Source organism: Glaciecola sp. SC05 (assembly GCF_041380235.1).
Classification (GTDB): Bacteria; Pseudomonadota; Gammaproteobacteria; order Enterobacterales; family Alteromonadaceae; genus Glaciecola.
Genome location: NZ_JBGIYY010000010.1, coordinates 47,235 through 68,542, shown reverse-complemented (window position 1 = coordinate 68,542; position 21,308 = coordinate 47,235). Strand labels below are relative to the sequence as shown.

The window sequence follows — 21,308 nt, the reverse complement described above, 5'->3', positions numbered from 1 at the left end:
AGATAAATAGAAGCAATATGAATGAAAAAACAAACTAAAAAGCAAAACGATAAACACTCTGCTGCAAAGAGTCCGATTATTTTCTACGTGATCACTGCATGTATTCCTGTATTGTTTTTTGTATTCTTTGAGTTAGCACTAAGAATCATTGGCTTTGGGCAAGACCTTCCTTTATTTATCGAAAATCCAGCCCATCCAAGTTATCAACTGCCGCGGCCTGATGTGATGGCGCGGTATTTTCCAGAGAACGCCCCTAAGCCTTCCGTTACTATGGAAACCAACTTCATTCTCAAAGAAAAACCGAAAAACGGCTATCGAGTAGTTGTGCAAGGTGGAAGCACTGCAGCAGGCTTTCCATATGGATTGGGGGCCAGCATTGCTGGCACTCTCGACCAACGACTTAAATCGAGCTTACTAGGTAAACATGTAGAAGTACTCAATACCGCAATGTCGGCTGTAAACAGTTACACTTTGCTTGATTTTGCTGATGAAATTATAGAACAGCAGCCAGATGCTGTGCTGATCTATGCCGGTCACAATGAATTTTTAGGTATTTTAGGGATTGGCTCAAACTATACGGCGATGGGCTCAGGTATTACCACACGTTGGTTTCTAAGCCTCAAAGACCTGCGGGTTTTTCAGCTTCTGCAAAGTTTCTATTTTTCACTGTCTAGCCCTGAGGCATCGAAAGGATCGCCAAACGAGGCAGAAATTACTGAAGTGCAGCAAAATAATCAGCGCTCACGCACTTTTATGGCAAAGGTAGCTAAAAACAAGTCTATACCATTAGACTCAAGTGTATACCACGCAGGTTTAGCGCAATTTGAAAACAATATGTCGGCATTGCTTGGCAAATATCAATCAGCTGGTATTCAAGTATATATATCCACCATTGCGAGCAACCAAGCAGACCAAGCGCCGTTTTCAAGCTTGCCGGTAGAAGCCGAGTTTCAGACGATTACAAATGCCTTTTTTTCATCTGTCGCTAATACAGACAGAAGTAGCGTAGTTCAAGACTTACAAAAAATATCACCGATTTTGTCGCAATCCACTTCTGCGGATCTACATTATCGTATTGCAAAGCTAGCGACCGAACTCAAACAAGTTGAGATTGCAAAAACGCACTTCCGCTTAGCGGTGGAGCACGATCAACTTCGTTTTAGAGCACCCTCAGCCATAAACGACATCATCCAAAGGCTCGCTTTAGAATTTGATGCTGTGCTTGTGGACGCGCAGCAAGCGCTCGAAGTGCGCAGTCCAAACGGGATTATCGGCAACAGCATGATGCTTGAACACCTGCACCCTACTTTGCAAGGATATTTTGTAATTTCGAACGCATTTTATGAAGCCATCGCCGAAAATGTAAAGGTAAGACCATTTGTAAAAAATAGTATTGAGCGTGCTTGGTCGGAACGCCTGGTCTTACCCCAAGAAGAATATTACGGCTTTGCGACGATATTAAATTTAACCTCTGATTATCCCTTTACTGCGACTCCGAAAAGGCCCTCCCTACCCACACCATCGGATTGGCAACAACGCTTAGGAAAAGATTTTTTTGCTGGTAGAACGTCATGGTTGGAAATGATGGAAATCAGTTTGAACCGTTACAAAAGCGAAAATAACCAAGTTATGATGGCAAAGACAATTCAAATTTTAGCCGATGCACTCCCTCATAATGGTCTATACAATTTACAAATCGCTGAGATTAAATTCAAACAGCAACGCTTAAACGAATCCTTGCATTATTACCAACGTGCAAAGCTCGCGGGCGCAATTGGCAGCGCGATTGATAATAATATTAGTTATTTAAAAGGTGCACTTAGTTCTCAGCATTAGTGATGCAAGTCTTGCAATAGTCATACATGGTAAATAAAAAAAACCAGCGATATTACGCTGGTTTTTTAATTCATGCTTTGAATAAAGCAATAGGCAAAGCGCTTAGTTGACCGGTGTCACCGTCACGGTAGGCGCCTTAGCATCTGGCCCTCGTACTGTGAACTGATACATACCAGCTGCAGGAGCTTCGATGTTTAAGTTCGCACTATTGCCATCTTGGAACAATACTTTTGGTTCGCCTATTGTTACGCCTGCGGTTTCGTCAGACGTGCCTCCTAAGTTTACAGTCGCCCAATCTGAGCTTGCCACTTTAAACGCTACGTCAGAGCCATCTAAGTTAATGTTTACACTGTAAACACCCGCACCTTGATAGACCAATGGGTCATTTTCACCCCAGCCATTTAAAGACCCTCGGATAAACACCGTACTAGCACCAAAGAACTGCTCATTGAAGACTCGTATCTTAGGTTCGTCAAGGTTTGTGCTGTCAAAAATAAACACATAGTTGCCAGCTTCTGCTACGTCAATGAATACATTGGCACCATTTTCAGTGAGCGGTAAATCTTGACCTAAAACAATAAGATCATCAGCGTCATCTTCACTAAAGGCGCCTAGGTTCGGTGCAGCCCAACCTTCGTTGGCAACTTTGAATTGATATTCTTCAGCATTTAGAGTGACCGCTACTGAATACAAACGTCCGCCATCGTAGTTGAACTCATTATCAAGTCCCCAGCCATTCATGCCGCCGCGAAGGAAGATAGGATTACCTACATAAGGTTCTTCGTTCACGATGGTCAAAGTAGCTGCATTGGTATCGCTTGCGTTAAAGCTAAACACATAGGTAGCATCCACACTTGGCGTAAAGGTCATGTTGCCTTCACCTGCGAATACATCTTTCTCAGTTGCTTCAATAACTGCAGGAGCACCATTGTTGCCATAATCGACCGATGACCAATCACTCGATGCTACTTTAAATGCATAAGTAGTGGCACCAGTTAACGGAATAGCAACTTCGTAGACGCCATCACCTTTATAGGTCATTTGGTCTAGTTCGCCCCAGTCATTCATCTGACCGCGTATAAACACTTCAATATCGCCAAAAGGCACTACATCAGGCGCACCAGAAGTCGCGAAAGACGACAAGCCGTAGCCGCGATCCATACCTTGTGGCTTAACAAACACCGCCATGGTCAGCGCAGGAACAGTAAATGTGCCATTACCCGAATCGTCAGAACCTTCCGAGAAGAATGCATCACGCACAACTGGGTCAACTGAACCAATAAGCGTACCATGAAGTTCAAATCCAGTGGCAGTAAGCACTTCTATAGCTCTCTCTTCATAGCCTGTGTTTACTACGACAACGATCGCGTCATTCATCGGGTCAAGGTCGTCAAGCATGACGTCACTGCCAGCATTTATGCCATCGTCAAGGCTCATTACAATTAAACCTTGCTGCTGTCTTGAGCCGATATTGTGGAAACCAACGCGCGCTTTAATGTCATCAGCAGTGGTCAATCGGAACAGTTTACTGTCGCGACGTATACTTAAGTACTCTTGGAACACCTCTTTAGCAAACTCAATTTGCGACATGCTAGCCGCGCGCTCTGGAGAAAACATAAAGGTAGAAATGGTCTCCCACATACCTTGGTTGTCTTCCGCTAGTGGTAAGCCTACATTCCAATTGTTAGTTTCGAAGGTAAGGTCGATACGGCTGAACCAGTCACCAGAATCATAGGTGTTGCGGTCCATAGACTTAGAGCGCAAAAAGTCGCCACCCATTTGTAAGAACGGAATCCCCTGCGACAACATAGGAATACCAATCCCTATGTTTTGCGCGCGCACTCTTTCTTCTAGTGTCAGGTTAGACGGGAGGTTGTAGTTATATTGATCCCACAAGGACTCATTATCATGCTTTGATACATAGTTAATAATGTCGGCTGGATCTAAAGCATAACCGCCTAGTGATCTTGTTTCAGTCGCATTACCACCAGAGGTCTCTAGAATAAAGTCGGTCAAGGTGCCGGCCATCGACATTTTAACAATGTCCTGATCGTTCATTGCGGTGGTCAAACTAACCTCGCCATCTGCACCTAAACGACTGTTTCTAGTGCCGTTATAGAAAATGTTTCCGCGACGAATACCCTCTCTTACTCTGTCATTAAAGGTACCAATTTCAGTTCCCGCCATATTGATTTGATTCGCCTGCTCGTAACCACGGTCTTGACGTGTCCAACCTTCTCCATAGAAGTAGTTGTCTTCATCGATTTCGCGCACTTTGGCATACAAATCAACCATCGTATCTTTAGTTGCTTGACTCATAATATCAAAACGGAAACCATCGAACTTGTAATGTTCAGTCCATAGAAGTAAAGAGTCTTCCATGAATTTTTCCATCATACGGTTGCGAGGTTCGGTGTCATCACAGCACGTTTCACGAACAATTGAACCGCTGTCTACTTCATATCGATGGTAGTAACCCGGTACGACTTTATCGAACACAGAATTTTCAAACAAACCAGATGCGTTAGTATGGTTATATACAACATCAAGTACTACTCGCAGACCAATTTCATGCAAGGATTGATTCATCGCGCGCATTTCAATAATACGCTCAACACCATCTGGGTTGGAAGAGTAGCTTCCCTCTGGTGCATTAAAGTGTTTAGGATCGTAGCCCCAATTAAACTGATCAATATCACGTAGCTGCTGCGCCAAGGCTTGTGCCGCGCCTGGCTCACTTAACACTTCATAACTATTATAAAGCTCACCAATAGTTAAATCGCGTGGCGTATTATCGCGACAAATTTCTACCGCAGGCTTTAAAGCACATACTTGTTGAACGGTGCTTGAGAAATCGACGGTTCTGTTGGTGTCTTCGTTTATGGTTGCGATGTCGTTAGCCGGCAACATATGAAAATGCGTTAAACCTTTTTGAGCTAAGGTTGCTAAATGCTGCATAGGCGCTGAATCTTTTTCAGTAAACGCAAGATACTTACCACGATTTGCCTCAGAGGTAGACTCATCTAGCGCACTAAAATCGCGTATGTGACCTTCATAGAGCACCGCATCTTCTGGGTCTGTAATAGTAGGAATGATGTGCGTATCCCAGCCTTCTGGCTTGAGATCTTCATCTTGTAGATTCACAAACTGAGAGAAACGGCCGTTTAGCGCTAGGCTGACAGAATAAGGGTCCGTCACGTCTAATACTTCTATTTGATCATCTTCAGGATGAAACACCGTCACTTCATAGCGATACAAGGCACGGTCTAAATCCATTGAGCCCGCATAAGTCCAGATACCCGTTGTTGCGTCGTAAGTCATTGCATTAGTAGACTGCAAGCGCTTGTCTGCACCATAAAGTTTGAGCGCGACATTCGTTGCTGTCGGTGCCCATACTCTTGCTTCAATACCTGAATCTGTATAAACAGGGCCTAATTGCGCTTCATCTGCGTCATTTTCACCCACTGTGTATAACTGGTCTAAGACATTTGGAATTTGAATGCGAGTGGCAGCAACCAGCTTACCTTCGTTGTTGTATGCACCTAATACGGCTTGCGTTTTAAGCACAGCTTTTGCATCGTCTTCTGTCCAATTTCCGGCGAAGGCTGGTAGGTCGGATAAATGAGGCGCGATGGCTCGCTGCTCATCGGTCAAATCAATTTCAGTCAAATCAGCAACAGTGCCATTTAAACCCGTTTCGAGTGTTATTTCTAAGCTTGCATCTGTAGAGTAATGCAGTTTCACACTATCCACTACACCGAAGTCAACATTCCATAACAAGGTCGTCGCATCTAACCAGTGGGCCTGAGCGCCATCAATAGAGACTGGTTGCTCTCCCAAAGAATCGATGGGGAATTCATAAATAGTAGATACGCCAGAGAAAGTGAAATTCATGCGCGCAAAGCGTTCGTCATCAGGCTGTTGAAGCTTACCTTTAAAGTCGCCACCACCCATTTCCTTGCCGGCGTCATCTGTTCCAATGTGGATAATGAAGTTATGACATGCTCCCGGTGTTTCTGCATAGCCCGGTTTAAGATCTAAGATCCAGTATGCACCATAGGTAGGGTCAATGCCGTTGTGAATTCGACCATCTTCCCAGGGGGTGTCGGCGTCGGCATAGGCATCACATGCATCATTACTCCATGTATGTAAGCGATAGCCCTCATAAGACGGGTCGTTAGGACTATTGTCAGCCCCTACTGCAGCTCTGTTGTAATACAAAACCGCTTGGTCGGTGCCTGGGAAAAATACAGGATCATCCAGTTCAGGATTAAATCCTACGGCACAGGCATCATTTGCTGCATTAGGCACCGTTGGTGGGGGACAAACGATAGGTGGCGGTGGAACACAACCAGGACCGCTTGGATTAGGTATATTAGGAACGTTACAGGTAGTTAGAACCTGTCCCGATTCCACATCTGAGCCACCGCATCCTGCCAATACGAATACCGACAGAATAACAGCAGCAAAGCTGATAACACGTTTACGACTAAACATAGGTGAATACTCCAATGTCATATTTTTGTTGCGACCTAACTTGAGGCCTTTTTTAAGCAGTGAGGCTAAATTAATTAATTTCATAATGAGTATGTCACCCCAAAGAAGTACTGAGTACCGAAGTACTGAATCGTTCCTGTTTGTGCTTCGTTGCCGAAGTAACTTTTAGTAGGGGAGTCTGTAAGGTTGTTAACTTGGAACAATATCCCAAGGTTTTCGTTGATCTCATAACTGGCTTGATAATCAATCACCAATTCTGAATCAAAGTTTACAACTTGGTCGTTTACAGCAACCTGCTTGGATACAAATGGGTCTCTGTATCGCGCACTAACCCGAGTTTCAAAACCTTCGTATTCCCAGAACAAGGTAGCCGCTACTACTTGCTTACTCAATCCCGGCAGTTGTGCAGAATAGATACCATCACTTGCGCTTGCTCGGCGGGTGATTTCAGTTTCTGTATAAGAATAACTAGCCGTAATCCCTAAACCAGCCCATAAGTCGGGTAGCTCACTAAATACATCGGTATAAGCCAATTCAATACCGCGGATATAACCACCCCGAGCATTGTTCTCTGCTGTCGTATATGCGCCATTTAGAATGGGAACGGTGACAAACACTTGCTCACCCAATTCGTCTAACACAGGCTGTCCAATTTCTTCATCTGTGAATACCGGCACATCTAGCTCGGTAGGAACAATGAAACCATTGGCAGCGAAATCGTATGGGTCGGTAGTGCTTCTATCAACAAAAGACTGAATATCTTTGTAGTAGAGTGCAGCAATGAATGCGCCGTTGGAATCTTCAAAATAATACTCGTAAGACAAGTCATACTGATTTGCGTAGAACGGACGTAGGTAAGGGCTGTTGTCACTTTGTCCTGACAATCTTGCATCACCTACTACCGTCACTTCACCAGTATCGATGTTTTGAATCGCGCTAGGGGTAGAAACTTGAACACCAGTATTGGCAAACATTTCATTGATTGGCGCGCGTCCCATTACTTTAGCTGCAGCAAAACGCAAGATCTGATTGTCGGTCATGCGAAAGCTTAAGTTAAGTGAAGGCAAATAATCAGTGTAGGTGTCTTCAAGTATGACCGGACGGAAAGTGTCTACCGCTAAACCAATATCATCAACAATGATTTGTGCACCCGATGCTGGATCGCCGCCGACATTTTGCAAGAACGTTGATGCCTGTTTGGTATCTACCATTCTTACGCCAACGTTACCGGTTACCGGAATACCCGCTAGCTCCATATCAAGATTAGCCATTACGTAAGCGGAAGTGACTTCTTCAAATACCTCGCCGCTTTGCAATACCGACCATGAAGTATCGTTAAGTGGATCACCGTCAGGTGGATTCAATACACCGCTAAATCCGCCCCAGCTCTGCACAGGTTGAGGAACGCCGCTTGGAAACCAAGCGTTGAGCGCAGCGTCTAAATCAATGGCAAGATAGCTTGGGAAATATGCAAACTCGCCCTCCCAGTCTACCACTGTTACCATATCCTGAGTTAGGCGCAATGGTGGTTGGCTTCTTGAGAAACCTGAATCACTTCCATATTCAAACACTGAGCGATCGTTTGAATAAGCGCGATCTGAATAGCGTGCACCAAACTCAATGGAGCGTACCCAGTCATTTTCTAATTGGTAAGTAAAATCGAGTCGATAGGCGTCTAATTCATCCGAATTTTGGAAAGGGTAGATACCGTATTTAGACACCAATACTTTATCCAAATCGATAAAGTCACCTTCTTGATTAAAGCCTAAATCTGGTAAATCTAAACCATTAAGTAAAAAGCTAATTGAAATATTTTCGTCAAGCACCGGTGTAGGTGAATTGGCATCCTCAGCCACAAGCGACCATAACAGACCGTTACGGAAATCACTCTTGGCAGACGAATGCGCGATATCAAAAGACATTGACCACTGGTCACTAATTTCCCATTCACCGTTAAGGCCTAAGCTGCGAACTTCGTCAAAGTCTTGGTTATCATCATTTACCAATTCTACGCGAGTATTAGCTCCGCGGTCTCGGTTAAAAGTACCGCCGATAAGGTCATTACCAACTAAAGTCGGGTTAGCAATTGTGACGTTAGGCGCTTCGAGTTTTACACGGAAGCCGCGAGCAAATTCTTCTGATTCAAATTTACTAATGAAGGCGTCGGCAGATAAGACAAAATTGTCGACTGGCGCCCATTGAAGACTTGCCATATAACCGTCACGAGTCTCAGCACCACCTTTGTGCTGCATCTCAAAGCCTTCGGTGATATTTTCACATTCGCCACACTGCTCGATAGCCGGACGGTTAGGGTCAAGGTTGTCGGTATCATTTGCACGAAAATCGACGTCTTTTTCGCGATTGTTTGCCAGTCCAATAAACTGCGTTGATACGCTAGGCTGAAACAATCGTGCATACCCTAAAGCCACGCCTAGGGTGTCATCTAAAAACTTACCTTGGTAAGAAAAGCTAATTCGATGACCAAATTCATCGGCATCTGCAACTTCATCTGCGCGATCGTTAAACATACCGCGCACATTCGCATTAAAGGTATGTTGCTGGTCGTTATCTAAAGGGCTCGCAGTTTTTAATTCAACCGTACCGGCAACGCCACCTTCTATAAGTGACGCTTTAGGCGATTTGTATACCGCTGCCGAACTAATCAACTCAGATGGATATTGGTCAAACTCAATGGAGCGACTGCCGCTAGTTGAAACTTGTTCGCGACCATTCAAAGTGGAGAATACAAAATCACCTGAAAGACCTCGAATGTTAATCTCTGCTGCCTGACCACCGGTTCTCACCGCAGATATACCTGGTAGACGGGTAAGCGCGTCGGCCATTGAAACGTCTGGCAAGCCACCTAAATCATCTGCCGAAATTTGTTCAGATACAGTATCACTGAACCTTTTCTGATTAAGTGAACGTATCAAGCTGCTTTTAAAGCCAACAACTTCGATTTTCTCAATGTTGTCTGTATCACGTTCTTCAGCTTGATTTTCGGCGGAACTTTCAGGACTTTGCTGTGCATAAAGCGGCAAGCTCCCAAACATCATTCCACTAGCGAGCATGGCTGCGGTAATCAAGCTGGGTCTGAATTTAGTCATATCTGTATCCCATTAGTGTTGAGTGCGACGTTAACTTGTCTATCAGCGCTACTACTGATGGCACAAATACGCCGATTTATACTGTTTGAGGATGTTACATACTTGTCAGGTGATTTAATATTATGTGCATACGTATTCATAACATTTCGAAACATCTAGTTAACAAGAATGCGCGGTTTATCTTCTAAAACTGGTTGAATGCAAACATCACTTACCATACTGTGAGGCGAAGGAATTGATGCTGCATATGCATAAGTGTTCAACTGATACACGACAAATAATTAGCGGTAGCATCCCAAGTAAGATCGAATTAACTACATAAAATATAAAAGAATTTTGGAGAATGCCCATGCAAAAGTTCATCATTTTAGGTGGCGGAACCGCAGGTTGGATGTCGGCAAACTTGCTGGCGCATCACCTTGACCCACATCGTTTTGAAGTGCTTTTGGTGGAAAGTCCTGAAATTGGCACTATTGGCGTTGGCGAAGGCTCCACTCCGCATTTGAAAGTGTTTTTTGATGAGCTCAATATCGCTGAACAGGATTGGATGCAGGCCTGTAACGCCACCTATAAAAACGGTATCAGCTTTGTTAATTGGACATCGCATCTTGCTGAGAACCGCTATTTTCACCCCTTTCCATCATCTCCAGACAGGCAAACTGCAACTGCGTTTTTAATGCATTGCCATATGAAGTTCAAAGGAAATCAGGTTTCTACTAACCCAGACCATTACTTCTTGGCGGCTGCACTGTCGCAGTCATATCTGAGTCCAAAGCTTAAATCAGGCACAAACAACATACCGCTAAACTATGCGTATCATTTTGACTCATCTTTGCTGGGCAAGTATTTAAGAGATATTGCTGTTGCAAAAGGGGTTCGGCATATTAGCAACAAGGTAACCGAAGTTGCCCAACACCCTAATGGCGATATCGCTAGCTTGCTATTTGAAGACGGAAAGATACTGCACGGTGAATGGTTTATGGATGCTTCCGGGTTTCGCAGCCAACTGATGCAGCGGACTTTGGGTCTTGGATTCGAGTCGTTTAGTGATAACCTGTTGAACGACAGTGCAATTGCGCTTCCCTCAAGCAATACTCATCCGATTTATTCAGAAACCACAGCAACAGCCTTAAATAATGGATGGGCTTGGCGAATACCGTTGACCAACCGCGTAGGTAATGGCTACGTTTTTAGCTCTAACCATTGTGACTTCAAGCACGCAGAGACCGAGCTTAGAGCTCACATTGGCAATAGCGCAAGCACAGAAGACGCTCGTCATGTTCATATGAAGGTGGGTCAAGTAAAACAGCACTGGTATAAAAACACCGTGGCTGTTGGCCTAGCTCAGGGCTTTATTGAGCCGCTGGAGGCAACCGCGTTACATTTAGTACTTGAAACCCTGACCAGCTTTATCACGCGATTTAAACAAGGCGATTTTGCGTCGTCTGATGTAGAAGCATTTAATCAGGGCATGTCTAAGCGCTATCAAGGAATACGCGATTATATTGTGTGTCATTATAAGGTAAATAGCAGAACTGATACGCAGTACTGGCAAGACGTGAAGCATGCTATTCCTATGTCAGATAATCTGCAGAGCGTAATTGAAACCTGGGATGCAGGAAAAGACATAACGCCTGTATTGCAACAACGAGGGATGGATAAGTACTACCCCGCTGTTTCATGGTACTGCTTATTGGCAGGTTATGGCCGATTTAATCCAGCAAATATGAATAATGATAAGCTCGTAAACTCTCAATCTATGCATACATTTAAACAAGTGCAGGCAAAATTGACGCAGTTTAAAAGTCACTTTAAAGCGCACGAAGCGGCATTAGCAAGGTCTTAGCTACTAATACCCCCTGCTGATTATGATTAACATGAGAATCGTTTATTAAACATTCAAGAAATTGCTCAGTAAATGGCTTCACGCTGACTTTGATGGCTGGTTTGATCGCCTATTGTTTGAGTGATACTTTTTTTGCATCTACACTTAACAGGTAGTTTGTAACGAACATCTGCAAACCGATTTGGACGGAGAAAATAAAAAAGCCCTTTATTTACAAGCAAATAACAGGGCTTTTAAGACATTCTTGGACGGGTAACTTTCTACCCAGGAACCTATTCGATGTTTTGGATCTGCTTATAGTTAATACATGTAGCTGATTGATTTTAATACAGTTAATTTTATAACTCATATTTTCTGTCACACTTTCTGTAACCTTATTTGGTTTGGTACAACTCTTTTATAAGCTTACCTACCCTTTGTTTGCTGAGGTTAAGCTTTTTTGCAATTGAAGTCTGGTTTAGCTTATTCTTACTGTTTATAGCTAGATCAACTTCTTTTTTGATCGATAGACGCAATGTAAGGTTTTTGTCACTTCGTATTCGTCTTATTTGAGCTCGTTCAGCAAGGACAGTGAAAGCCTCGTATCGAGCTATTGTAAATAATAACTGAACGAACCATACGGTGCTTGTCTTTTTAGTCTCATATACGCTAATTTCCGATTCTGCCTGACTGCGTATGATGGTACCCAGTGCAAAGTGTATTGCCAGCAGAACTGATTTTATAGTTAAGTTTGCTTGCTCTGTATAGTCACCTAATTGTTGGAGCGGTTTAAATGCATTTTTATAGTGCATACTTGTAATACTAAGCAATTCTTTGATAAGACCCTTCCCGCTATCTACTTCAGCAAAACTCAACGATTTTGGATCAGCAATAAGAGCTGTGACCAATTCATTTAATTTCTCAGTGTATTCCGAGTTGACTTTCAGACTTTCTATCGAGTCTAGTTCAGCAGCCAATGCTTTCTTGATTTGTCTCTGAGCCTTCATATAGTCGCGTTTAGTGTCGCCCTCAGGCTTATGCAGAGCGCAATATTTCTCTGGACGACCTTTTTTATTCTTTGCTGTCACGGGTCGCCAACAACAAGCACAGTATCTTGGAAGCGCTATTTTTAGAAGGTCTTTAGTTACAAACTGCATTTTGTTGTTAATAAAAAAAGTAAATAGATAAATGTGGATTATAACAGGAGTTCTTGGAAATAAGGAATATATTAGGCAGGCATTAAATTTGTTTTACTTAATATGGAGGTTAATTTATGCACTTTACGCAACCGTTTGTTAGACAGCACCAACTGGCTGAGGCGCTGGGTGTTAGCGCAGTAACATTGTGGAATTGGAGGCGACAAGGCTATTTACCGGAACCAGTGCAACTTGGGCCGCGTTTCGTTGGTTGGAAACGAGAAGTGATCAATGAGTGGCTTGAGAACAGGTAAGTCGCTCAACTCAAAACTATTTTATTTGTTGTTGAGCTTTGTCGCTAATTTACCGCGACGTGGGGTCGGAATGAATTATTTATCGAACGAACAGTGTTTAATGTTCGAACGAAACTGTTTTTTGTTCGCTCTCCATTAGGAACGAGTATTTAAAAGGGAAATACGATATGTCTGTAAATAATCTAGATTTGCGTAAGCGTGTCTTTCAAGTTTGTGAAGATTTATCTGGGAAAGGTGAGAAGTGTTCAGTGAGAACGGTTCTTAGCGAGATACCCGAGTATACTTCTACAAGCACTATTCATCCACTTGTTAGAGAGTGGCGTGAGTTGCAGGAAAAAGAGCGTGATAAAATACGCGAAAGATATCAATTTTCGTCACCATTTATGGAGGCCCTAATCAGCGAAACGAAGAGAGTCAATGAAGAAGCAATCAAACAAGAGAAGGAAAAAACGGAACTTTATAAATCTTTATTGGATGATACCACTGATGAGTTACTACGCTTAGGCAGAATGTTGTCTGATACCTTGAATAAGGTAGATATACTTCAACAAGAGAAGCAAGTCCTGGTGACTGAAATTGCGGTGCTGCAGCACGCTAAAGATTCAGAATATAAAGCACTTAATGCTGAGTCGGAGGAATTAGTTAGTAAATACAAACAGGAACTTGATATTATTAAGGTAATAAACTCAGAGTACAAAGACGAACTCACTTCACTCCGTGCTAGTGCAGCGGAGTTAAAGGCTTCATCGAGTCATTTAGAAACACAGCTGAAGATGCAACAGCAACAACAGGATAACTTGATAGCGAAAAATCAGGACTTAAATGATGAAAAAATTGAGCTTGCCAAGAAAGTTGCCGTGAGCGAGGCGATAATTATTGAGCTAAAAAAGGTCAATAATTTATGCTAACGAAAATTTGTGTTAACACCCTAATAAGTGCACCTAACAAGGACTTGCACCCGTCTCACGAAACAATTTATGAAACGCTGCAGCGCGTCAATCTCCTTAACTGGCAAGTCGCATTTCAGATTCATGATGAGCGACACCCTCTCATTGAGTTTGGTGTAACTGATAAGATAATTAGTGTTTTTTGCGACGAAATATCCTAATATATTCTTTGAATTTTGGGTATTTACAACTCCGAGTGTATTTGATTAATCAAATACGCTTAATAAGCTTGCTATGCAAATAGGATCCCCTTGGTGTCAGGTGCGGCTATCCGTACGGAAGGTCAGGTGTTTTGGGTCCTGCCGAGTGAACAGAGCGCCTGTTATGAATGTTTCAGCCAGTTTTATCAGGAGCAGGAATTAAGCTGTCATCAGGCGGGTGTGATGTCGCCCGTCGTGGGTATTATTGGTAATTTACAAGCGCTTGAAGCCATCAAAATACTCACTCATTTTGGCACACCCCTTCGTAATACTCTGCTGGTGTTTGACGGGATGCAATCTGAATGGATAAAACTAAAGGTCGATAAGTCAGCAACTTGCAGGGTATGTAATGTATAAGTGTCTATCAGTGTTGTTTGGCTGTTTGCTTGTGTTAGGGCAATCGATACTCGGCAACGATGTGTTTGCCAATCCCAAGGCAACTGCAGAGCTTGATGAAGCATCCCCTTTGACAATTGCGGTGGCGAGTAACTTTGCATATACCCTTGAACAGCTTATTGCGCGCTCTCCATTTTGGTCAGCACAAGAGCTTCGCATAGTAACCGGCTCTTCTGGTGTGTTATATGCTCAAATATTGAAAGGAGCGCCGTTTGATGTGTTTTTATCCGCAGATTTTGAGCGGCCCAATAAGCTAGTACAAGCAGGCTTAGGATATCATGCTCAGGTATATGCGATTGGTCGTTTAACTTTGTGGATGGGCGGTATTATCGACGTTAGTGAGCACAACGAGATAAGTACGGAAACGTCTTATCTTTCTTACCTGACTAATTTTTCAGGCAAGCTTGCCATTGCAGATCCGCGCGTAGCTCCTTTCGGAAAAGCGGCTTTAGAGTTGATAGAAAACGAGCCTGCGCTGAGGTATTTGCAAGCACAGCTTGTCAAAGGAAGCAACGTCAATCAAGCCTTTCAGTTTGTTGATTCTTCAAATGCACAAGCAGGCTTGATTGCAGAGTCTCTTTTAATTCAAGCCCGCGCTGTCTTGGGCTCAGTAAAATATCAAAACTATATACTTATCCCTCGCACGCAACATACGCTTATTGAACAAGCTGTAATCTCTCTTAAACGCGAAAATATGCACTCGCAAAGTGACGCTTTTGTTCGCTTTATACTCAGTCCAGAGACGCAGGCTGTTCTAACTGAATATGGTTACGACATGCCATGATAGAGAGCTTGTACAATGATTGGCCCGCCATTGCCCTAACCCTAAAACTCGCCTTTTTTACGGTCATAATATTATTGATAATTGGCTTACCGTTAGCATGGTGGCTGGCAAAATATAAAGGGATGTTCAAGCCCTTCTTTGAAGCATTGATTGCCTTGCCCTTAGTGTTACCGCCTACGGTTTTGGGCTTTTATCTACTGACTGCGTTTTCACCTCAATCGTGGATGGGCAAGCTGTGGATCAGTATGGTAGGTGAACAATTTGTCTTTAGTTTTAGCGGTATATTGTTTGGCTCAATTATTTATTCTTTGCCTTTTGTCGTGCAGCCTATGCTAGCAGCGTTTTCCCAATTAGCTGGAAATGCTCAACTAAGCGCTAGTACCCTTGGCATAGGGCGTTTAAAGCGTTTTATCTTTATTATTCTGCCGATGACCAAAGCCAGTATATTAAGCGCTGCCACATTGGGCTTTGCTCATACATTGGGCGAGTTTGGGCTTATTTTAATGATTGGAGGAAATATCCCCTCTGAAACGCAGGTGGTATCAATTGCGCTTTTTAACCATGTAGAGTCTTTGCAATATGAAGATGCTCATGCGCTATCCCTCACACTACTAGTGATAAGTGTTGTGAGCCTGACCTTGCTATATAAATTCAATCGTTCGGCCTTGCCGCTAGGCATAGGAAGTGATAGATGAAGCTTGAGCTAGATTACCGCATAAAGCGGTATGCAAAAGATGACATTCATTTTAAGGTGAACACCTCATATGCACTTGATGCTGGTATTTTAGGAGTGTTTGGCAAGTCGGGAACCGGTAAAACAAGCTTTTTAAAAGCTATAGCTGGACTGACTTCGGACACCGCATATCGAATTGAATTAGATGCTATCACTTACTCAAATATTGCTGCCGCGAATAATCCCTGTGTCTATGTTGGCGCAGATAGCGTTTTATTTGATCATATTGATGTGCTGGCAAACCTAACACTTGTTGTAAAGCATAGCCTATCCGCGTCACAGCGCTGCTTAGATATTGACGAGGTGATACATCTTTGCGCAATAGAGCATTTACTGGCGCAGCCAATTGCGGCACTCTCGAGCGGGGAGAGGCAAAGAGTGATATTTGCGCGAGCTCTATTGTCGGGCAAAAAACTGCTCTTACTTGATGAAGCGTTCTCAGCCTTAGATTGGTCAGCTCGTCTATACTTTATTGAATTGATTAAAAGACTAAAACATCAATATGACTTGCGGTTTATTTTGGTTAGCCATTCGTTGAAAGAGCTCGCCTTGTTATGCAAGCATATTTGGGTACTGCAAGAGGGCTGCTTTGTATTGCAAGCCGACGTCAATACTGCACTGGATATGATGCTTTTGAGTGACAGTAAAATACAAGCTTACTCAGAGAGCTTGTTTTCGGTATTAGATCTGAAATATCTTCAAGATGACGCGCTTGATGCGCACTTGCAAATATGGCAGTTGCTGGCTGTTGATGCAGCAGACGCGCAAACAATATTTATAAGGCGTAGCGCACAAACGCAAATAGAAAAGATGAACGCCTCAGATAAATCCATACTCACAAGTTTTGTCATAGACGCAAATCGAATCAGTCTTTCCTACGATAAACCCACGCAAACTAGCATGTTAAATTGTATTCGAGGGGAGGTTGCTAGTATCCATGATGTTGGCTCTGGAGGAGAATATTTACCAAGTGGTGTGATGATCAAGCTGAGCGTGAATGGACAAGCCTTGCGTGCGCTTATTTCAAAAAGATCGTTTATTGATATGCAAATCAAGATAGGCGACCAAATATTTGCTCTGTTTAAAGCGATTTGAGCACTCAGTCAACGGTGCTTCTTGATGACACGTCAACCGTTTGAGGCGAGCGCGTCAACACGAGAAGTTCATCATTTAAGTCGGTGAGCGGAATGCCTCCTACGACTTACAATATCGTAGTTTACAGTGCGATGAGTCACAACCATAGATAGTTTAAAGTATAAAGCGATTAAATTCACTTTCCCATTTTTTACCATCCGTGGGCATGACCCGATGACTTTAGCTAACCTCGCTATGTTTCAGTGGGCAGCTGAAAGTAAAAGATAAAAACAATCTTGTGATGACTGGGCCAGGCCTACCAAAATGTCTAGCCAAAACGTGCCCGTATTAGCGACTAAGACCGCAGCAATAACTACGCTAATATTTGCGATGAGGTCATTCCTTATACATTGGCAAGTTGATCGCATATTTAAATGGTCACTACGATGACGAAGCAGGAATAGGAAACATACTGTATTAGCAGTAAGTGCTAACAGGGCTACGCTTCTCTTCCAGCCTGACTCCGGCTGAACTCCTAGAATAATCCTGCGACCACTTCAATGATAACGACAAGCCCAAATATCAACATGAAGATATCTTTTACAAGCCCTGCTCCTGCTCGTAATCGCTAGCTGCGATGCAATACGAACAATGACAAAGTGTATATAGAGGCATCGCCAAACATATCAAGATAGTCTTCAAGCAATGCTGAAGACCTAATAAGCCAGCTACCGGCAAATACAACAAGAAACATTTATGGCAAGAGCAATACATAGCACTCGTTCTTGCTGATATTCTAATTTTCATAAATTATCAGTAATCGCGAGACTGGCTAGACATTAACTTGCAAATGATAGTGATTCTCATTATCATATAGCATATCAACAAAGTCTTTCTATACCATTTCACTACTCATCAAGGTATCTTTATTATGCAACTTGAGCTCACGCGCTTATCTTTGTCAGTTTCAATCGCACTACTATCTTTCAGTTCCCTAGCTCAACAAACGCCAGATGTGGGAGACGGGGGCGATAAAATAATGCCTGCAATTGAGGTTATTCGTGTAATGGGCGACAGTAATCCCGTTCTTCTAAAACAAACGGGTAGCGTTGTTATTATCAATCAAGAGCAAATTGACAGAATTCAACCCTTGTCGACAGAAGATGTTTTACGACGTATTCCTGGTGTGAATATCAAAAGTGAAGAAGAAACGGCCATAGTGTCTAACTTTGGAATCCGGGGTCTTTCAGCAAGTGAATCTAAGTCTCTACTGTTAGAAGATGGTGTGCCCGTTGCACCGGGTCTTTTTATTGGTAACGACCGTTATTTTAACCCCCGTATTCAGCGTGTAAGTCAAATTGAAGTACTAAAGGGCTCAGCTTCTCTCCGCTATGGCCCATCTACCATAGGCGGGGTGGTGAATTATAAAACCAAAACTCCGGATGATGGTGTCATCCTTACTGGCCGTACTGGCTCCTTTAATTTGCGAGAAATTAATGTAGAAGCCGGTGGCAAAAACGACGCCGAAGATGCTTTTGCTGGTGTTGTGGCAACGCGAGCTAGCAGCGATGGCTTTATGGATAAAGGCTATAATATGACCGATGTAATGGCTAAAGCCGGGGTTATTTTTGATAATCATCAAAAGCTAGGCATTAAACTATCGCATCATGAAAATGACGCAAATATCTCTTATCGTGGATTATTGCTTGCGGACTATGAGGCGGGAGAAGACTACAACCCTGCGCCAGACGATCATTATTTAACTGAACGCACAGCATTTGATATTAATCACGAATGGTCATTGTCTGACGACGCAACCCTAAACACCCTTGTTTATTGGAGTGACGTGAGCCGAGATTATTGGCGTTACAGTGTTGATATGAATGCATCAAATGAGGCCAATAAATGGGTATATACCGACAGTTTAACGGGTAATAATCGTTCGTTTGAGCGGGTTGGAATAGAAACTCGCTTGACTTTAGAGCACAGTCTTTTGGATTTAGAAGCCAACAGTGAATTTGGTTTACGTTTCATGGATGAGGAGTCGAACGACACTCGCATTCGTGCGCTGCGCAGCTCCGATCGCACAGGAACAAATGACCGCCACCGTATTGATTCAGCGCAAAGCTATGCCGGATATGCCCAAAGTCGTATTCAATTAAGCGATGCTTTTGCTCTTACACCGGGCCTGAGAGTGGAGTCCTATGAGCAAAAAAGAATAATACTAACCAACGATAGTGCAGCTGCAACCACCAGTAACACCGAAATCCTACCCGGCATTGGCGCAACTTACGACGTAAACGATTCAACACAGATTTATGGTGGTGTTTACCGCGCTTTGTCGCCCGCTTCAAACGGTGTAGCACTTGACGGACTGAGCGATCAAAACTTAGATGGAGAGCGTTCAACTAATTATGAGCTGGGACTCAGAGGAAAGCAGGGCGCCATTACTTACGAAGCAGCGGCTTTTGTAATGGACTTTAGCAATCAAGTAGTAACGGGTAATAGCGACCCCAATTTGTCTCAGTCAAACGGCGGTGAAACTGAACATTTAGGGATGGAATTGCTGTTAGCCTATGATATCGGGAGCGGATTTTATATTGATACTAACGCTACGTTTATTCCTACTTCAGAATTTAAAACAGGAGAAAATAGCGGAAACAGACTGCCTTACGCACCAAGAGTGATTGCTAATGTTGCGTTAAGTTATGAAAGTGATAACTTGAGCGGCGCATTTACCGTCCACCACCGCGGCGAACAATATGGGGATGCTAACAACACAGAAGACATACCTGACGATGCAGCGGGTGGTATTTGGGGTGGCTTGTTGCCTGCTTACACCTTGTTAGATGTCACCGCGCGGTATGCCGTTAATAAGAAAATGAAGCTATTCGGCGCAGTCAAAAACCTAACTAATAAACGCTACATCACCGGCTTGCGACAAGGTATTTATGTTGGACCTGAGCGTTCTTTTGAAATTGGCGTAAATTATCGATTTTAGTGAGAGCTTACACCGCCTAGGTAAAAGCTAATCTCGCAATATTGTTGAGGGGTTAGTGCATTGCACCGTGAGTAACCATTAATTTGTAAGTAAGGCTGATGTTCGGGCTAGCAGCCAGAGCAAGTTCCAGCAACTTGTTCCGCTGCAAATTTTCTAGACACTTAACTTGCTAATTTCAACTCCTAGCAAGGATTTGAAAATAACATGTGTAGTCGAGCGATGAACTTAAGTAATGGGATCACAGCACTATTGGCTTATGTGCGAATTTTATGAATCCCGGCATTCTCATTTATTGCCGGTCTAAATTTTCGATGTAACCGAGCTAGAGTGGGTTTATTATTTATTCACTCACTGATATTCGTCAGTCACTTTTACGCACTTGGAGGCTGTCTTTAAGTAATTGCTAGTGATGAACAAATACTTCACAAAAATCATCGACATCGCAAAACAATTCGACTAACTTCTTGGTGTTTGGTGTTTGGTGTTTGGTGTTTGTTGAAAGATATGATCTTGGAACGAGCTTGTCGTTCATTTGATTAAATGACTCTCAGGTTACTTAACATGTATCACCAAATTTTTCTCACAATATTCGCAAACTGTAATACCGTTAAGTTTAAGCAGATCTGACGCTGACGCCTTATTTTAGGGTCAAAGAGGAAACACAAAGCCATTGAAAAAAGAACTTACACATAAGCAAGCCATGAAGTTTGCTCGCCAAATTATGCTACCCAACTTCGATATCGATAAACAACTAAAATTGCTATCATCGCGTGCGTTAATTATCGGTGCGGGTGGCTTAGGATGCGCTGTAGCTCAGTATCTAACCGCTAGTGGCGTAGGTAATATTACACTGGTGGATGATGATAAAATTGAGGTGCATAACTTGCCTCGGCAAATTTTGTATTGTGAGCAAGACATTGGTTTGTACAAAGCGAAAGCCGCGAGAGATTTGTTGACCCAAAAACATCCAGAAAGTCGAGTAGTAGCGATATGCGAGCGCTTGCGTGATGAAGCGTTAATAAGGGAAATTCAAAAACACGACGTTGTATTAGACTGCACGGATAATCTTGAAACGCGACAAAGCCTTAATCAGCAGTGTTATTCATCAAAAGTGCCTTTGGTATCAGGTGCGGCCATTCGTATGGAGGGGCAACTGTTTTGTGTTTTGCCCGCTAAAAAGACAGCATGTTACCAATGTTTTAGCCAATTCTTTAATGAGCAACAGTTGAGTTGTCATGAGGCAGGCGTGATGTCTCCGATAGTGGGCATTATCGGTAACATGCAAGCTTTAGAGGCGATAAAAATCTTGAGTGATTATGGTGATGTGCTCATCAACTCGTTACTTATGTTTGACGCCATGCAAGCGCAATGGGTGAAGCTAAAAGTACCAAAGGCCATTGGATGCAAAGTATGCGATGCATAATGAATATGGTGTCGTTCCAAAATGAGTTTGCTAAA

At 43.1% G+C, this 21,308-nt stretch carries 12 protein-coding genes and 1 pseudogene; 10 read left to right on the top strand and 3 right to left on the bottom strand.

Going from position 1 to position 21,308, the window contains the following annotated elements; translation table 11 throughout:
* Positions 1-21: 21 nt before the first annotated feature.
* Entirely contained in the window at positions 22-1,836 is a 1,815-nt protein-coding gene (locus tag AB9H30_RS10795) for a hypothetical protein (protein WP_371194675.1), read from the top strand.
* A gap of 102 nt (positions 1,837-1,938) precedes the next feature.
* Here AB9H30_RS10795 and pulA read toward each other — a convergent pair whose 3' ends face one another.
* Both pulA and AB9H30_RS10785 read right to left on the bottom strand, forming a co-directional pair.
* Positions 1,939-6,333 carry a pullulanase-type alpha-1,6-glucosidase gene (gene pulA, locus AB9H30_RS10790; RefSeq protein ID WP_371194756.1) on the bottom strand — a complete coding sequence of 1,465 codons (4,395 nt, stop codon included), beginning with the start codon at positions 6,331-6,333 and terminating at the stop codon, positions 1,939-1,941.
* Positions 6,334-6,413: 80 nt separating this feature from the next.
* Entirely contained in the window at positions 6,414-9,440 is a 3,027-nt protein-coding gene (locus AB9H30_RS10785) for a TonB-dependent receptor (protein ID WP_371194674.1), read from the bottom strand.
* A 349-nt stretch (positions 9,441-9,789) separates the two neighbouring features.
* Between AB9H30_RS10785 and AB9H30_RS10780 the strand changes: the two genes are divergently transcribed.
* Positions 9,790-11,286, top strand: coding sequence for a tryptophan halogenase family protein (locus AB9H30_RS10780; RefSeq protein WP_371194673.1), 1,497 nt, complete (start codon positions 9,790-9,792; stop codon positions 11,284-11,286).
* A 374-nt stretch (positions 11,287-11,660) separates the two neighbouring features.
* Here AB9H30_RS10780 and AB9H30_RS10775 read toward each other — a convergent pair whose 3' ends face one another.
* A complete protein-coding gene (locus tag AB9H30_RS10775; RefSeq protein WP_371194672.1) occupies positions 11,661-12,353 on the bottom strand; it encodes a hypothetical protein in 693 nt (230 codons plus the stop codon).
* A gap of 185 nt (positions 12,354-12,538) precedes the next feature.
* On the opposite strand from AB9H30_RS10775, the gene AB9H30_RS10770 reads away from it, so the two are divergent.
* From AB9H30_RS10770 to moeB, 8 genes and pseudogenes are all read left to right on the top strand, one after another.
* Positions 12,539-12,715, top strand: coding sequence for a helix-turn-helix transcriptional regulator (locus AB9H30_RS10770; RefSeq protein WP_371194671.1), 177 nt, complete (start codon positions 12,539-12,541; stop codon positions 12,713-12,715).
* A 167-nt stretch (positions 12,716-12,882) separates the two neighbouring features.
* On the top strand, positions 12,883-13,623 hold the full coding sequence (locus AB9H30_RS10765; protein ID WP_371194670.1) for a hypothetical protein: 741 nt from the start codon (positions 12,883-12,885) through the stop codon (positions 13,621-13,623).
* Positions 13,624-13,901: 278 nt separating this feature from the next.
* A pseudogene (locus tag AB9H30_RS10760) lies at positions 13,902-14,219 on the top strand (ThiF family adenylyltransferase); the annotation flags it as partial.
* Positions 14,212-15,042: a molybdate ABC transporter substrate-binding protein gene (gene modA, locus AB9H30_RS10755; protein WP_371194669.1), complete on the top strand. Its 831-nt coding sequence runs from the start codon at positions 14,212-14,214 to the stop codon at positions 15,040-15,042. The pseudogene AB9H30_RS10760 and the gene modA, both read left to right, overlap by 8 nt.
* On the top strand, positions 15,039-15,737 hold the full coding sequence (gene modB, locus AB9H30_RS10750; protein ID WP_371194668.1) for a molybdate ABC transporter permease subunit: 699 nt from the start codon (positions 15,039-15,041) through the stop codon (positions 15,735-15,737). Before modA ends, modB begins: the two co-directional genes overlap by 4 nt.
* Positions 15,734-16,870, top strand: a complete 1,137-nt coding sequence (locus AB9H30_RS10745; protein WP_371194667.1) for an ATP-binding cassette domain-containing protein — start codon at positions 15,734-15,736, stop codon at positions 16,868-16,870. Before modB ends, AB9H30_RS10745 begins: the two co-directional genes overlap by 4 nt.
* 910 nt (positions 16,871-17,780) lie before the next feature.
* Complete coding sequence (locus AB9H30_RS10740) at positions 17,781-19,850, top strand: TonB-dependent receptor family protein (RefSeq protein WP_371194666.1); 2,070 nt, start codon at positions 17,781-17,783, stop codon at positions 19,848-19,850.
* 670 nt (positions 19,851-20,520) lie between these two features.
* Complete coding sequence (gene moeB / locus AB9H30_RS10735) at positions 20,521-21,273, top strand: molybdopterin-synthase adenylyltransferase MoeB (protein WP_371194665.1); 753 nt, start codon at positions 20,521-20,523, stop codon at positions 21,271-21,273.
* The last annotated feature ends 35 nt before the right edge of the window (positions 21,274-21,308 follow it).

Excerpts from the sequence above, each read along its gene's own strand:
- pulA (WP_371194756.1), bottom strand. The coding sequence starts at position 6,333 with ATGTTTAGTCGTAAACGTGTTATCAGCTTTGCTGCTGTTATTCTGTCG.
- AB9H30_RS10740 (WP_371194666.1), top strand. The coding sequence starts at position 17,781 with ATGCAACTTGAGCTCACGCGCTTATCTTTGTCAGTTTCAATCGCACTA.
- AB9H30_RS10795 (WP_371194675.1), top strand. The coding sequence starts at position 22 with ATGAAAAAACAAACTAAAAAGCAAAACGATAAACACTCTGCTGCAAAG.
- AB9H30_RS10745 (WP_371194667.1), top strand. The coding sequence starts at position 15,734 with ATGAAGCTTGAGCTAGATTACCGCATAAAGCGGTATGCAAAAGATGAC.
- AB9H30_RS10770 (WP_371194671.1), top strand. The coding sequence starts at position 12,539 with ATGCACTTTACGCAACCGTTTGTTAGACAGCACCAACTGGCTGAGGCG.
- modA (WP_371194669.1), top strand. The coding sequence starts at position 14,212 with ATGTATAAGTGTCTATCAGTGTTGTTTGGCTGTTTGCTTGTGTTAGGG.
- modB (WP_371194668.1), top strand. The coding sequence starts at position 15,039 with ATGATAGAGAGCTTGTACAATGATTGGCCCGCCATTGCCCTAACCCTA.
- AB9H30_RS10780 (WP_371194673.1), top strand. The coding sequence starts at position 9,790 with ATGCAAAAGTTCATCATTTTAGGTGGCGGAACCGCAGGTTGGATGTCG.
- AB9H30_RS10765 (WP_371194670.1), top strand. The coding sequence starts at position 12,883 with ATGTCTGTAAATAATCTAGATTTGCGTAAGCGTGTCTTTCAAGTTTGT.
- AB9H30_RS10785 (WP_371194674.1), bottom strand. The coding sequence starts at position 9,440 with ATGACTAAATTCAGACCCAGCTTGATTACCGCAGCCATGCTCGCTAGT.